The sequence below is a fragment of the Agrobacterium sp. Ap1 genome, from assembly GCF_017313375.1.
Lineage (GTDB): Bacteria > Pseudomonadota > Alphaproteobacteria > Rhizobiales > Rhizobiaceae > Neorhizobium > Neorhizobium cellulosilyticum.
On sequence record NZ_JAFLMY010000002.1, the window covers coordinates 125,189 to 139,360 of the forward strand.

Annotated in this window: 9 protein-coding genes and 1 tRNA gene; 7 read left to right on the plus strand and 3 right to left on the minus strand. The window is 59.3% G+C overall.

The window, feature by feature from the left end; translation table 11 throughout:
• Positions 1-53: 53 nt before the first annotated feature.
• The 3 genes from JZX87_RS03995 to JZX87_RS04005 are packed head-to-tail and all read left to right on the plus strand — an operon-like array spanning position 54 to position 2,986.
• Complete coding sequence (locus JZX87_RS03995) at positions 54-1,211, plus strand: ABC transporter ATP-binding protein (protein WP_206824058.1); 1,158 nt, start codon at positions 54-56, stop codon at positions 1,209-1,211.
• A gap of 15 nt (positions 1,212-1,226) precedes the next feature.
• Positions 1,227-2,165 (plus strand): ABC transporter permease subunit, encoded by a 939-nt coding sequence (locus tag JZX87_RS04000; RefSeq protein WP_206824059.1) that lies wholly within the window; start codon positions 1,227-1,229, stop codon positions 2,163-2,165.
• Positions 2,165-2,986 (plus strand): ABC transporter permease, encoded by an 822-nt coding sequence (locus JZX87_RS04005; protein WP_206824550.1) that lies wholly within the window; start codon positions 2,165-2,167, stop codon positions 2,984-2,986. The genes JZX87_RS04000 and JZX87_RS04005 overlap by 1 nt, the downstream gene beginning before the upstream one ends.
• A 17-nt stretch (positions 2,987-3,003) precedes the next feature.
• On the opposite strand, the gene JZX87_RS04010 is transcribed toward JZX87_RS04005, so the two are convergent.
• Complete coding sequence (locus JZX87_RS04010; RefSeq protein ID WP_206824060.1) at positions 3,004-4,860, minus strand: AsmA family protein; 1,857 nt, start codon at positions 4,858-4,860, stop codon at positions 3,004-3,006.
• 162 nt (positions 4,861-5,022) lie between these two features.
• On the opposite strand from JZX87_RS04010, the gene JZX87_RS04015 reads away from it, so the two are divergent.
• A complete protein-coding gene (locus JZX87_RS04015) occupies positions 5,023-6,984 on the plus strand; it encodes an acetoacetate--CoA ligase (protein ID WP_206824061.1) in 1,962 nt (653 codons plus the stop codon).
• A 268-nt stretch (positions 6,985-7,252) separates the two neighbouring features.
• On the opposite strand, the gene JZX87_RS04020 is transcribed toward JZX87_RS04015, so the two are convergent.
• Positions 7,253-11,416, minus strand: a complete 4,164-nt coding sequence (locus JZX87_RS04020; protein ID WP_206824063.1) for an ATP-binding protein — start codon at positions 11,414-11,416, stop codon at positions 7,253-7,255.
• A gap of 196 nt (positions 11,417-11,612) precedes the next feature.
• Between JZX87_RS04020 and JZX87_RS04025 the strand changes: the two genes are divergently transcribed.
• Positions 11,613-12,101, plus strand: a complete 489-nt coding sequence (locus JZX87_RS04025; protein WP_206824064.1) for a phasin family protein — start codon at positions 11,613-11,615, stop codon at positions 12,099-12,101.
• 138 nt (positions 12,102-12,239) lie between these two features.
• Positions 12,240-12,316: transfer RNA gene (locus tag JZX87_RS04030), tRNA-His, on the plus strand.
• Between the two features lie 53 nt (positions 12,317-12,369).
• Here JZX87_RS04030 and JZX87_RS04035 read toward each other — a convergent pair.
• The gene (locus JZX87_RS04035) at positions 12,370-13,290 is read right to left on the minus strand and encodes an AraC family transcriptional regulator (RefSeq protein WP_206824065.1); all 921 of its coding nucleotides are present in this window, start codon (positions 13,288-13,290) and stop codon (positions 12,370-12,372) included.
• A 96-nt stretch (positions 13,291-13,386) separates the two neighbouring features.
• Here JZX87_RS04035 and JZX87_RS04040 point away from each other — a divergent pair, with 96 nt between their 5' ends.
• On the plus strand, positions 13,387-14,139 hold the full coding sequence (locus JZX87_RS04040) for an SDR family oxidoreductase (protein ID WP_206824066.1): 753 nt from the start codon (positions 13,387-13,389) through the stop codon (positions 14,137-14,139).
• Positions 14,140-14,172: the final 33 nt, after the last annotated feature.

The window sequence follows — 14,172 nt, forward strand, 5'->3', positions numbered from 1 at the left end:
GGCGGGCTTTTACCCGCCCTTTCAGTTTCCAAGGATCGCAAGCGGGGCAAGGCATGGCGAAAACGCTCGGACCGGTAAAACGCAAATTCTCTCCCTGGACCGATCCGAATGCGGTCCCCTTCATCCGCTTCGAGAATATCACCAAACGCTTCGGCGATTTTGTTGCCGTCGACAACCTCACGCTTGATATCTACGAGAAGGAATTCTTCTCGCTGCTTGGCCCTTCCGGCTGCGGAAAAACGACGCTGATGCGCATGCTCGCCGGCTTCGAGGAGCCGACGGAAGGCCGGATTCTCCTGCAGGGTCAGGATATTCGCGGCGTGCCGCCCTATCGCCGCCCGACGAATATGATGTTCCAGTCCTACGCGCTCTTCCCGCATATGACGGTGGAGAAGAACATCGCCTTCGGCCTCGAACAGGACAATATGCCGAAGGGCGAGATCACTGCCCGCGTTCAGGAACTGCTCAAGCTCGTCAAGCTGGAACAGTTCGCCAAGCGCAAGCCGAACCAGCTTTCCGGCGGCCAGCGCCAGCGCGTTGCTCTCGCCCGTTCGCTGGCCAAGCGCCCCAAGGTGCTGCTGCTCGACGAGCCGCTCGGCGCGCTCGACAAGAAGCTGCGCGAGGAAACCCAGTTCGAGCTGATGGACCTGCAGCACACACTCGGCATGACCTTCCTTATCGTCACCCACGACCAGGAAGAAGCGATGACCGTGTCCGACCGGATCGCAGTCATGGACAAGGGCATCATCATGCAGGTGGCGACCCCGGCTGAAATCTACGAGGCGCCGAACAGCCGCTACGTCGCGGATTTCATCGGCGACATCAACATCATCGAAGGTAGAGTTGCCGACACCGCAAGCGCGCTCGGCGCACCGGGCACGGTAAGGATCGAAAGCAAAGGCCTGTCGATCGCCGTCGATCAGGAATGCCAGGCGGTGAAGGACGACCACGTCGCCTTCGCTGTTCGCCCGGAAAAGGTTCGCATTTCGCTGGATGCTCCGGCCGATAGTTCCACCAATGCGTTTTATGGCGAGGTCTGGGATATCGGCTATCTCGGCGATTTCTCGCTCTTCATCGTCCGCTCCGAGGATGGCCGTTTCCTGCGTGCGGCCCAGGCCAATGTTTCGCGTCTCGTCGATCGGCCGATCACCTTTGGCGATATGGTCTGGCTCACCTGGTCGCGCGATGCCGGCCTCGTCCTGACGCGATAGGGAAGGGGAGCGAACATGGCCAATGTCGCGGAAACCAATCCTGTCAGCAATGCCGCCACCAATACCGGAGGTCCGTCCTGGACGCGCTGGCTGGTCGTCGTCGTGCCCTATATCTGGCTCATCCTGTTCTTCGTCGCGCCGTTCCTTATCATCTTCAAGATCTCGCTGTCGGATACGGCAATCGCCATGCCGCCCTATCTGCCGACCTTCGATGGTTTCGGCAATCTTGGCGAATTCTTTTCCGAGCTGGATTTCGAGAACTATATCTTCCTGACCGAAGACCCGCTCTACATCTGGTCTTATCTTTCGTCGCTCAGGATCGCGGCGATCTCGACGCTGCTGCTGTTGCTGATCGGTTATCCGATGGCGCTCGCCATGGCCCGCGCCTCGACCTCGATCCGCCCGACGCTGGTCATGCTGGTCATCCTGCCTTTCTGGACGTCGTTCCTGATCCGCGTTTACGCCTGGATCGGCATCCTCAAGCCGGACGGCCTGCTGACGCTTCTCCTCCAGACCATCGGGCTGATGGGACCGGATCAGCAGGTGCAGATCTTCCGCACCGATTACGCCGTCTTCATCGGCATCGTGTATTCCTATCTGCCCTTCATGGTCCTGCCGCTCTATTCGGCGCTGGAAAAGATGGACAATTCGCTGCTGGAAGCGGCGAGCGATCTCGGTTGCCCACCCTGGAAAGCCTTCTGGAAGATCACATTCCCGCTCTCCATGCCGGGCGTCATCGCCGGTGCGATGATCTGCTTCATCCCGATTACTGGCGAATTCGTCATCCCTGATCTTTTGGGCGGCGCCGACACGCTGATGATCGGCAAGACGCTCTGGACCGAATTCTTCGGCAATCGTGACTGGCCGCTCGCCTCCGCCGTCGCCGTCATCCTGCTGATCATGCTGGTCGTGCCGATCATGATTTTCCAGAACCAGCAGAAGAAGGTGGTATGATGAGATCTCCCCGTTTCGACGCCACCGTGCTGACCCTCGGGTTCGCCTTTCTCTATATCCCGATCATCATCCTGATCGTCTACTCGTTCAACGCGTCAAGGCTGGTCACGGTCTGGGGTGGGTTTTCGCTGAACTGGTACTCCGCCATGTGGTCGAACCAGGGTCTGATGGATGCGGCCTGGGTGACGGCCCGCGTCGGCGTGCTCAGCGCCACTTTGGGCACCATCCTCGGCACGATGGCCGCACTCGCGCTCACCCGGTTTGCCCGCTTCCCCGGCCGCATGGCCTTCTCGGGCATGATTTATGCCCCGCTGGTCATGCCGGAAGTCATCACCGGCCTGTCGCTGCTACTGCTCTTCGTCGCCATGGGTGTCGATCGCGGCTTCTGGACGGTCACGATCGCCCACACGACCTTTACCATGTGTTATGTGGCGATCGTCGTGCAGTCGCGGCTCCTGACCTTCGACCGCAGTTTGGAAGAGGCGGCGCTCGATCTCGGTTGTCCGCCGGTCAAAACCTTCTTCAAGATCACACTGCCGCTGATTTTCCCCGCCGTCATCGCCGGCTGGATGCTCGCCTTCACCCTGTCGCTCGATGATTTGGTCATCGCAAGCTTCAACACCGGTCCGGGCGCAACAACACTGCCGATCAAGATCTATTCGCAGGTCCGCCTCGGTGTGACGCCGGAAATCAACGCCATCTGCACCATCCTCATTGGTCTTGTAACGATCGGCGTCATCGCCGCATCCCTCACCACCAAGCGCGCCGAGTTGAGGCGCGTCCGCGACGAGCATCTGGCGATCCGCGGCGCGGAAAGCTGATAGGGGCGGCCCGCGGTTTATTCGCCGGGCTTGGCGGCCGGCACGTTCATCGGCCAGAGGATCGGTGTCGGCCATGCGCCGCCGATGAAAAAGTTCAGTGGCGGGTTTGCATCCTTCGGTGTGATCGTGGCCGAGAGCGCGAGGCTGCTGTTTGCAAGCGGCACGGCCCCGGTCAGCGCAATCGTTTCGTTGCGCCCGGCAATCTCGGTGTCCTGAAGGTCGGCAATTCCGTTGCGGATAGTGGCCGTCGCCTTCATGCTGTCGAATTCGATGGAGCCCGTTGCAGCGTCGCTAAGCGAGAAATAGGGTTTCCGGATTGCTAGCTGGCGAATAGCCGACAGGTCCATGCCGGTCAGATTGCCGGAGCCTGTCTGGAAGCTGACCGTCCCGGTCGCTGCGTTCCAGGCGTCGCGCGTGATCGGGCGTGGCACATCCAGCGAAATGTCGAGCGATCCCTGTGCTGCAGGCAGCGGGCCTTTGAGCTGCAGCTGTTGTGCGATCGTCGCGAAATCGACGCCCCGGACAGCCGCGCGGAAGGCGACGCTTTGTTCCTCGCCTCGGGCGCTGGAATTCGCATTAAGGGTGGTGATCCGCCCCGTCAGGCGACCCGGTTTTAGATCGCTATCGAGAATATCGAGGCGGAACTGCTGGGTCACATTCATCAGCCCAAGCGCCACATCATAAAGCTGGAGACCGCCCAGCGAGGCGATTTGTGAAGAAAGCCTCATATCGAGGTCCATATTCGTCACAAGCGACGGCAGCGCTTGCACATCCTTGCTGATCGTCGGCTCCAGAGCGATAAGCAGGCGGCGCAGGTCCATATGATCGAAGGCAAGCGTGCCCGAAAGCTTCGGCGGCGTGGAGGCGGGGATGTCGAGCTCCAGCAGACCGGTTGCATTCTCCTCGTTCAGCCCGAGCGAAAGCTCCTCGAACCGCATTTCCTGGCGGTCTGCAATCAACCGGGCCGAAACCGATGCCGATTGCAGTCCATCCACCAGGCGTGGATCGATCTCGAACCAGCGCAGCGCAGCAGGCATGTCCGACGCCCGAAGCTCGGCATTGCCGGAGAAATAACCTCGCGGCGTCAGGCTTGCGACGCCGTCGAACTTTGCAAACCCGATGTCGGCACTGGCCGTTCCCTCGAAATCTCCGCTTCTACCATCGAGAAGCAGCAGCGGCTGTGTGCTGCGAATATCGAGGCCGATTCTTTTGCCGCGGACAACGGCGTCCCCGCGAATGATGGCGGTATCGGAAAGACGAGGCCAATCCATCATGCCGTTGATGGCATCGAAGCGGACGACACTTCCATCTGTTTCGCGGATGATATCGAGAATGCCGTTGCGAAACTGTACCTCGCCAATCGGTGCATCCAGCGCCTGATCGAGCCTCTGCCGGTCGCCATTGGCCGAAACCTTCGCCATGGCATCGACCAGCTGTCCGCCATTGGCCCAATGAAGCCGCTCGTCCTTGTCGCGGCTCATGAAAAGGTGTGGTTCGTTAAGGCGGAAATCCTCAAAGACCGGCTGGCCAAGCAAGGCTTCCATCAAGTCGAACGAGGCGGACAGTTCCCTGATCGTTGCCAGTATCTGCCGTCCGCCATGTTCATCGTTATGAATGGTGATGTCGGTAAGCGTGACTTCCGGATGCGGCCAGAACCGAATTGTGGAGATGCCGCCGATTGTGGCGTTATTCCCGGTCCACCGTTCTACCGACTGTTCGATGCTTTCCCGCACCAGACTGGTGGAAATCAGGAAAGGCGTGACGATCCTGAAAATCGCGCCCACCGCAAGGATCATCGCAAGCGCAATCAGCACCGTTCGACCAACTGGCCGGCGTGCATGCCTGCGGAATGTCTGGGCGGCTTTCGTGAACATGCAAGGCGCATATAGGAAATGGCTGCAGGGCGCAATTCGGGCATCGAAACGACAACGTCATGTACTTCATTGTCGCATGCGACATGTTATACATTTCCTGTCGCCCCGGCATGGAGGTGCCCGCGGCAAGAGGAGGCCGGCAGATGCCGGAAAGGGAGGACTATGCTCGAACAGGAAAAGCCGCTCTGGATCATGCCCGAAGAAAAGCGGCATGAAACACCCCTTTATCGGTTCATCCGCTGGTGCGAGGCGCGCCATGCCACCAAATTTGCCGATTATGACGCCTTTCATTCATGGTCGATCGATGAAAGCGAACATTTCTGGTCGGCGATCTGGGATTTCTGCGGCGTCAGGGGAGAGCGTGGGGAAATCGTGCTGGCAAACGGGGAAGATATGCTGGCCGCACGGTTTTTCCCCGAAGCTTCGCTCAACTTTGCGGAAAACCTGCTTGCCCATGCCGGTGAGGGATCCGAGGATGCACTGATCTTTCGCGGAGAAGACAAGGCCCGTTACAGCTGGTCATGGGACAAGCTACGCTCGGAAGTCTCGAAACTGCAGCAGGCCTTTCGCGCCATGGGTATCGGCAAGGGCGATCGCGTTGCGGCAATGATGCCGAACATGCCCGAAACCATCGCCTGCATGCTGGCCACCGCCTCGCTCGGCGCCATCTGGTCGTCATGCTCCCCCGATTTCGGTGAACAGGGCGTGCTCGACCGTTTCGGCCAGATCGAGCCGAAGCTTTTCATCACCTGTGACGGCTATTGGTACAACGGCAAGCAACAGGATGTTTCCGCCAAGCTGAAGGTCGTGACCGCCCACCTTGGCGTGCCGGTCATCGTCGTGCCCTATCTTGGCAAGGCGGCAACGCTGGCCGCCGACTTGACGGACTCACGCACTTACCCTGATGTAATCGCCGCCTATCAGGAAAAGCCGCTCGAATTTGTCCAGCTGCCGTTTTCCCATCCGCTCTACATCCTGTTTTCCTCCGGCACGACCGGCATCCCGAAATGTATCGTCCATTCTGCCGGCGGCACCTTGCTGCAGCATCTGAAGGAGCATCGGCTCCATTGCGGCATAGAGCCGGGCGAGAGGCTCTTCTATTTCACCACCTGCGGCTGGATGATGTGGAACTGGTTGGCTTCGGGCCTCGCGGTTGGCGCGACGCTCTGTCTCTATGACGGCTCGCCCTTTGCGCCCGATGGCAACGTGCTCTTCGATTTTGCTCAGGATGAAAAGTTTGCGGTCTTCGGCACGGCGGCCAAATATATCGATTCACTGCGCAAGTCCGGCATCGTGCCGAAGGAAAGTCATGATCTGTCATCGCTGCGCCTGATGACCTCAACCGGTTCGCCGCTGTCTCCTGAAGGATTTTCCTTTGTCTATGAAGGCATCAAGCAGGATATGCATCTTGCATCGATCTCCGGCGGCACTGACATCGTCTCGTGTTTCGTGCTGGGCAATCCGTTGAAACCCGTCTGGAAGGGCGAAATTCAGGGGCCGGGACTGGGGCTTGCCGTCGATATATGGAACGACGACGGCAAGCCGGTACGCGGCGAGAAGGGCGAACTGGTTTGCACCAAAGCCTTCCCCTCAATGCCGGTCGGGTTCTGGAACGACCCGGACAAGTCGAGATACAGGGCCGCTTATTTCGAGCGTTTTGAGAATGTCTGGTGCCACGGCGATTTTGCCGAATGGACAGAGCATGGCGGGCTGATCATCCATGGTCGCTCGGATGCTACGCTCAATCCCGGCGGCGTGCGCATCGGCACGGCCGAAATCTACAATCAGGTCGAGCAGATGGAGGAAGTGTCAGAAGCTATCTGTATCGGCCAGGATTGGCACAATGATGTGCGCGTCGTGTTGTTCGTCCGGCTCGCCAATGGGTTGTCGCTCGATGAGGATCTTGCCAAGGCAATCCGTACCCGTATCCGCAATGGCACGACGCCTCGCCATGTCCCCGCCAAGGTCATACAGGTATCGGATATTCCGCGAACCAAATCCGGCAAGATCGTCGAACTTGCAGTGCGCGATGTCGTTCACGGCAGGCCCGTCAAAAACAAGGAAGCACTCGCTAATCCCGACGCGTTGAAACAGTACGAAAACCTTGCAGAACTCGGCACGTGATCTTGCTGCAATGCAGCAATACATCGCGATGATCCGGATCGGGACAGGTTTAAGCTCTTGTTGAGTGACGTTCCTCAATTCTGGCGCGAAATGTCCCGTTAGGGGCTATAAAGCTGACACACGATGAGATTTTGAGGCGGGACGTCTTTTACTTCTATCGTTGTTCAACAGCACAATGACTTAAGGGCAGCCGAGGCTGCCCCTTTTTTATAGCGGTATACACGCATTGCGTGAATAGGTTATTCTGTATCGCGTTTTTGGCGTGTCGTTAGCTCGCCAGAACCCGCTGCGACGGGAAGGTGATCTCCACCAGCGTTCCCTCGTTCGGCGCCGAGGTAATGGCGAAATTCGCCCGGTTCGCATCCACCATCGCTTTTGTCAGTGGCAGCCCAAGGCCCGTGCCGTCACCCCGTTTGCGGGATGCACCCGCCACCTGCCGGAACGGCTTCATCGCCAATTCCAGCTCGGCGCGGTTCATGCCGATACCGGTATCGCGAATTCTCAGCACGACGCTCCCATTCGATTCATAGGCGGTGGAGACGACGATCTGACCGCCCGATGGCGTAAACCGAATGGCGTTGGACAGAATGTTGAGCACGATCTGCTTGATCGAGCGCAGATCGGCCACCACCTGCGGCACGGCTTGCGACAGTGCCGTCCGTATGATCACCCGCTGGCCGTTTGCCTGCGGCTGCACAAGCGAGACCGCTTCCGACACCGTTTCGTCCAGGCCGACAGCGACGAAATCGAGATCAAGCTCTCCGGCCTCGATCTTGGAAATATCGAGCAGGTCGTTGACGATATCGAGCACATGCCGGCCCGAGCGGCCGATGTCGTTCGAATATTCGATATAGCGGGGGTGGCCGACAGGCCCGAGCCGTTCCGATGCCATCATGTCGGCAAAGCCGATAATGGCATTCAGTGGCGTGCGGATCTCGTGGCTCACATGTGCAAGGAACTCGCTCTTGTGCGCATTGGCCGTTTCCGCGGCGCGTTTTGCGGTGCGCAGCTCGTCTTCGGTCCGTTTCCACTGGGTGATGTCGCGGATGACGGCGCAATAGCCGTTGGATGACGTCAATCGGCCGATCGTCATGAAAAGGGGAAGGAACCCGCCGGATGCCTCGCGGCCGATCACTTCACGACCGTCGTTCAGCACGCTCGCCACGCCATGGCCGGAAATCCCGGAGAGATAGTCGAGGATTGCCCGCTGGCTTTCATGCGCAAAAAGCGTGACGAACGGCTTGCCGTTGATCTCTTCGCCATCGAAATTGAACAGCGCGCTTGCCGCCCGGTTCATCGACCGGACTTCCCTGTCGGATCCGATGATGACGACGCCGTCGGTGGCGGTCTCCAGAATGGCCCGCAGCTCCTCCACCTCGACCTGCAGTTTCGCCAATTGGTCGGCGGTGCGGATCGGGCGCAGCGGCAACACTTCCGCCGTGGTGTTTTCTGGCGGCTCCGCTTCGGCGGCAACCGGCATCAGCGCCAGCATCAATGCCGATGTCTCATTGAAGCGGATCGACTGAAGCCTTGCCGTCACGGGAACGATCACGTCGTCGGCGCGCACCACCACCATGCCGCCGGCATGCGTGGTCTTGTCTTCCAGTTCCTGCCGCTGCAACAACGCATCGAGTCCGCCGACATCGCCAAGCGCCTCAAGCGAAGAATAGCCGGTCAGTTTCAGGAATTCGCTGTTGGCGTGGATCAGCCGATCACCGGCATGCACCAGAAGTGCCACCGGCATCTGGTCGATGATATCCTCGGAAAGGCCGGTGCGATCGCGACCGGGCAGCATGGCGGCGAGAGCCGCGGCATCCGCCGCTTCCTCGTGCTCGATCTCATTCTCGGGGCGGTCCTCGGTTGCTTCCGTCGGCTCGTTGTCGAACAACGTGACGACGATGCCATCGGAAGTCTCCGATCCGTCGGTCACCTCAAGCGTCTCATCCTCGTGAAATGCCTGGGCATCTTCCGGCAGTTCTTCGTCAACCTGTTGCGTTTCGTCGTCGTCGGTCGGCAGGGACTGCTCAACCTCGCCATTCGCCTCGGAAACGAGGTCTTCGTTCGTGCTGGTGACGTCCTTGCTGAAAGCCGCAACATCCTCCGGCAGATCGGATGCGGTGGTGTCTGCAGTAATAACCTTATCACCGAGGGCTTCGTCGCTTTCGGTCTCCAGATCCTCGGCTGGTTTCACGAAATCATCCAGACGTCGGGCAATTTCCTGAAAGTTTGCCTGCTCGCCGGGACTCAGCCGTGAGCGTCGCTCCTCAAGCTGGATCACCTTGTCCCATTGCCGTCTGCCCGGCGTGTCGGTCAGCGTCAGGGCTGGGGGCTCGCCTTCCGGCCAGTCAACGGTCTTGGCCGGGTCTTCAGCTGTGTCCGCATCAACGGTATCCACATCCGGTTCGTTGTCCGTTTCACCCGGCATCGGCATGTCGTCATCGGCGAAAGAGCTCGCTTCGACATCCGCCTCTTCATTCGATGTGTCGCCAATCTCATCGAACGCTGCCGTTTCCGCGCTCTCGTCGCTTGCCGCAGGGACAGTATCGGCATTCTGGTTTTCGGCCGGTTGCTCGAGAACCTCTTCCAATTGCTCGGAAGCTTGCAATTCATTCTGTTCTGCTTCGAGCGGCTTGGTTGCTAGGTCTGCCTCTGCTCCCCCCAATGAAAGGCCAGCGGCGTGCGGGTCTTCGGCTGCGTCGCCCATCCGAACGATGCCGAAGCCGCGGAACCCGTCAAATTCGCGTGCTCTCGTGTAAGTCGGGAGCGCTGCCAGATCGACCGGCACCACGAGCGAGGTTCCCTCTACCGGCCACCAGATCGTCTTGCCTGACCATGTGTCCCGACGGCCAAGCAATTCGCCGATCTTGCCGTCCGGATCGAGATTGAAGAGTGCGGCGAGATCGGAAAATGCCATGCCCGAAATATCGGCTGCATGCGGCCCGACAGCCTGGGCGAATTCCTTCGACACTTCGCTGAACCGGCCGGCGGCATCGATTTTCCAGACGAAGCGCACCGTTCCGAGCGGACGTGATGCCGGCTCTGCCTGTTGCGCAAGCGGCATCGGTCCGGCGTGATCTTCGGTGATGTTTATGCCTTCATTCCGCTGCCCCGGCGCCTCTGCCTCAGACGTGGTGGCTGGCACGGTTTCGTCATCAGCATCGAACACCGTCGATATTTCGTCGGGGTCGTCATCATGCTCTTCATGCGATCCGAACGGCGCGACCTCGTCATCATCGGTTTCAATGTCGACAAGCGCGTCCGCGTCGCCCGACAGGTCTGCCGGAATGTGATTTTCTCCGCTCACGATCTCTTCGGCAGAAATGTCCTGCGCAACGGTTTCGGCATCCCGCTCAGCAGCTGTGGTGCCGTCGAACGTCTTCGCATCCGGTTCGCCGCTCTCGGTGAAAACCTCGTTTGCTTCATCAGCAGGGGCCAGATCTTCAGTCTTCACATCCCCGCTCTCGATGTCTTCAATGCGGGAAACCGGCGAAGGCGTATCCGCAGCCTCTTCCACCGTGACCTTTTCTGCAGCCGTCTCGGCGAAGGCATCAGCTTCGGTTTCTGTCTCGTGTCCGCCCGTCTCCACGGAGACCGCATCGCTCTCATCGGCCGCGCCCGTTGTGTCATCGAGCGAGATTTCTTCCTCCGCTTCGGGATTGTCCTCGATCGCGGCGACGGCGCTCAGCGCATCTTCGTAGTCAGGCAAGGCGAAGTTATCGACGGCGATGTCTTCCGCGGCATGGGCGGCATTCACCGCCGCAGCCTGCATTTTTGCGGCTCCCACGACGAACAGAAGATTAAGTGCAGGCTCTTCCGACACCTGGCCGATCGCAGCAGGCAGATATCCGCTGGCGGTCGCGATCGGGCGCTTGATCAGTCGGTGACGGTCATTGCCGACCATCGAGACAAGCATGCGCGTAGTCTGGATGGAAAGGCTGAGCGCTGCAAACTGGCCGGATGCAGCCAGAATGTTACCATCGCCATCGAGCACGGCCATATGCGTGTCGGGATCGTCAAAGCCTTCGATCAGGCGGGCAGCACATTCCTTCAGCGGCAGGTTTTGGCTGTCCACCGGCACGGAAAGAAGGATGCACGGCTTGTCCTGAACCCGGATCATTTCGCAGCGCGCCTGCACAGCCACGCGCAGAAACCCGGAAGCGATGCGAACAGTAAACGTGCGCCTGTCGCCCACCGATTGCAGCGAGCGTGCGACAGGCTCCACCTGGCGAAACATCAGTTCGCCACGGTCGAGCCCCTGGTCGAGAAAATCATAGATTGAGCCGAAGCCAAAAAGTGCGGCACCCCGGCCATTTGCCCATGAGACCGATCTGAGATCCGCCGAGAACAGAACGACGGCCATACCCGCGGCAAATGCCTCTCGCACACGCTCGTGTACGGCGACATCGATGAATGGGTATTGCACGTCCGACATGGGCAAGCCTGTGAAATTACGTGTCGGCCTATAAGGCCATGGAATTAACCTCTTGTTAATATCCCTCCCCTTCGACAGGGTCCACATGGGAGAACAGGAACGCGTAAACAGGGTTAACGTCGGTCGGTTGTGCTGCACTGCAAATATTGCAATGCACAATAGCATCGGCTATATTTACGGCAGAACAGGTTCGGCGATGCCTGTTTTTTCGCCGGACCGGATCTTTTTGGAGGGAAAGATTGTGGCTTATTCTGACGATATCTTCTCGTTCTCTGCATTCGATCCGGCAAAGCTGACGCAAAGCTGGCGCGAGTTTGCAGAGCAAAGCACGACCCATTCCCATGACGCCTACGGTAAGATGAAAACGGCGGCGGAGGAAGCCTCCCGCACGGTTGAATCCACAATCCATTCTGCCCAGGCCGGCTCTATGGAATTCGGCTTGAAGGCAATCGACGCACTTCGCACCAATACCGAAATGTCGCTCTCCCATATGGAGCAGTTGATCGGGGCCAAGTCCTTTTCCGAAATGATGGAATTGCAGACTGCTTTCGTCCGCAGGCAGGCGGAGTTTACCGTCGAGCAGGTGAAGGTGATGCAGGACGCCGCGCAAAAGGTTGCAGGCGAAGTCTCAAGGCCCGGCCGGCAAGCCGCCGAAAAAGCCATGGACGCCTTCAAACCGTCCTGATCGCCAGGTTCTTCGGCAACCTTGTCCACATCCTCGCGGCGGACTTGATCACAAGGATCGAATTTGTCAGATTGAAAGGACTTGCAATCTTCATTCGATGGCCGTATGTGACCGGTCAACATCGCTTCGGCGGTTTATGCGGTTGTAGCTCAGTTGGTTAGAGCGCAGGTTTGTGGCACCTGAGGTCGGTGGTTCGACCCCACTCAACCGTACCATTCCCCTCTCTCAGTAAGTCTATAAGTCACTAGGACTTACGGGGAGAGGGGAATTATCCTTCCCCGATATCCTGGTCCATTTGTGCACGTGCGTAATGCGTTGGCGGCATTCCGACAAATCGAGTGAATGCGATGCTGAAGGCGCTGGCGGAACCGTAGCCCACACGATCGGCGATCTCCTTGATGCCTTCATCGCCACATCGGAGCAGTTTTTTCGCGATCGCCATCCGCCAGGAGAGCAGATATTCGATCGGCGCGACGCCCATCGCCTTGCGAAAGCGTTCGAAAAAGACCGATCGGGATAGAGCCGCTTCGCCGGCCAGTTTCTCAACCGTCCAGTCATGCTTCGGGTCTGCATGTATCTTGCGAAGCGCCGCCGCCAGCCGCTCGTCGGAAAGCCCGCGAAGCAGGCCGGGAGAGGCGCTGCCGCCGGATGCCGACCGAAGCGCCTCGATCAGCAGCACTTCGAGAAGCCGCGTCAGCACCATGTCGCGCGCCGGCTTTTCTTCCTTCGCTTCGTTCCGGATCAGTTGAACGATGGTGGCGAACTGCCTTTCCCCGCGCACATGCACCAGTCGCGGCAGCAGCGATACAAGAAGGCTGGCATCCGGGGATCCGAACGCAAGTCCGCCGACAAGCATGCGCATATTGGCCGGTCCGTCCGGATCGCCGTGCCGGGTCTCCTCATCGCGCCTGGTAACGGCGAAATGCGCGGCATTTTCCGGATCGACCGGCTCGATACTCGACATGGTAAAGTCGCAGGCGGCGGGGATCAGAATGAAGTCGCCGGCCCGCAGTTCTATCGGTTCCTCTCCGGGAGCCGACAACCGCGAAGCACCTTCGAGAAGGACGCAGAAAAGCGGCCGGGCCGTCGCCGGAGCATCGACGCGCCATGGGCCGGAGCCGCTCGCCATCTTCGAAAACGGCAGGCTTGGTTGCAGCAGGGCCACCACATCTGCGAAAGGATCGGTCAATTCGGGACTTTCGGAAATGAATTGAGGACGATCGATTATAGCGCGTCCTGGCCTCAATATCTACTTTGATGACCAGACAACATGAAAGGAACAACCATGAAGACTGTTCTCATCACCGGCTGCTCGTCTGGTTTCGGCCTCGATATCGCAAAACTGTTTCTCGATCGCGGCTGGAAGGTGATCGCGACCATGCGCACGCCGCGTGAGGACCTGCTGCCGATATCCGAAAACCTGCGCATTCTCCCCCTCGACGTCAGAAGCGATGAAAGCGTCGCAAGGGCTATCGAAGCCGCCGGCCCGGTCGACGTCCTTGTCAACAATGCTGGCATCGGCTGGCTGAACGCGCTTGAAGGCACGCCGGTCGATGTCATCCGCGATATCTTCGAGACCAACACGATCGGCAGCATGCGGATGGTGCAGGCCGTGCTTCCGCAGTTCCGCGAAAGGAGGGCGGGGCTGATCGTCAATGTCACGTCGACGGTCACCATGAAGCCGCTGCCGCTTCTGTCGGTCTATACGGCGAGCAAGGCCGCGGTGAATGCGTTTACGGAATCGCTTGCACTGGAACTCGAACCATTCGGCATTGAGGTGAGGATCGTGCTTCCGGGCGCTGCACCAGCCACCAGTTTCGGCAAAACCGCGATCTCCCGCATGGAAGGGCATGGCGGTTTCCCTGAAGCCTATGCTCAATATGCAAACGAGGTGTTTGGCGAGATGAGGCAGCGAACCGAGGTCACGCTGCCAATGGATGTCGCAGAAGCCGTCTGGCGGGCAGTGACCGATCCGTCATCCCCGATGCGGCTGCCGGCTGGTGCCGATGCGGTGGCGCTCGCCAATTCGCAGGCCTGATACAATAAAAATCCGCCGGGTCGCTTTCGATCC

What these genes read in the sequence shown, in the direction of transcription:
- JZX87_RS03995 (WP_206824058.1), top strand. Translation starts at nt 54, where the DNA reads ATGGCGAAAACGCTCGGACCGGTAAAACGCAAATTCTCTCCCTGGACC.
- JZX87_RS04040 (WP_206824066.1), top strand. Translation starts at nt 13,387, where the DNA reads ATGAAGACTGTTCTCATCACCGGCTGCTCGTCTGGTTTCGGCCTCGAT.
- JZX87_RS04015 (WP_206824061.1), top strand. Translation starts at nt 5,023, where the DNA reads ATGCTCGAACAGGAAAAGCCGCTCTGGATCATGCCCGAAGAAAAGCGG.
- JZX87_RS04025 (WP_206824064.1), top strand. Translation starts at nt 11,613, where the DNA reads ATGCCTGTTTTTTCGCCGGACCGGATCTTTTTGGAGGGAAAGATTGTG.
- JZX87_RS04020 (WP_206824063.1), bottom strand. Translation starts at nt 11,416, where the DNA reads ATGTCGGACGTGCAATACCCATTCATCGATGTCGCCGTACACGAGCGT.
- JZX87_RS04005 (WP_206824550.1), top strand. Translation starts at nt 2,165, where the DNA reads ATGAGATCTCCCCGTTTCGACGCCACCGTGCTGACCCTCGGGTTCGCC.
- JZX87_RS04010 (WP_206824060.1), bottom strand. Translation starts at nt 4,860, where the DNA reads ATGTTCACGAAAGCCGCCCAGACATTCCGCAGGCATGCACGCCGGCCA.
- JZX87_RS04000 (WP_206824059.1), top strand. Translation starts at nt 1,227, where the DNA reads ATGGCCAATGTCGCGGAAACCAATCCTGTCAGCAATGCCGCCACCAAT.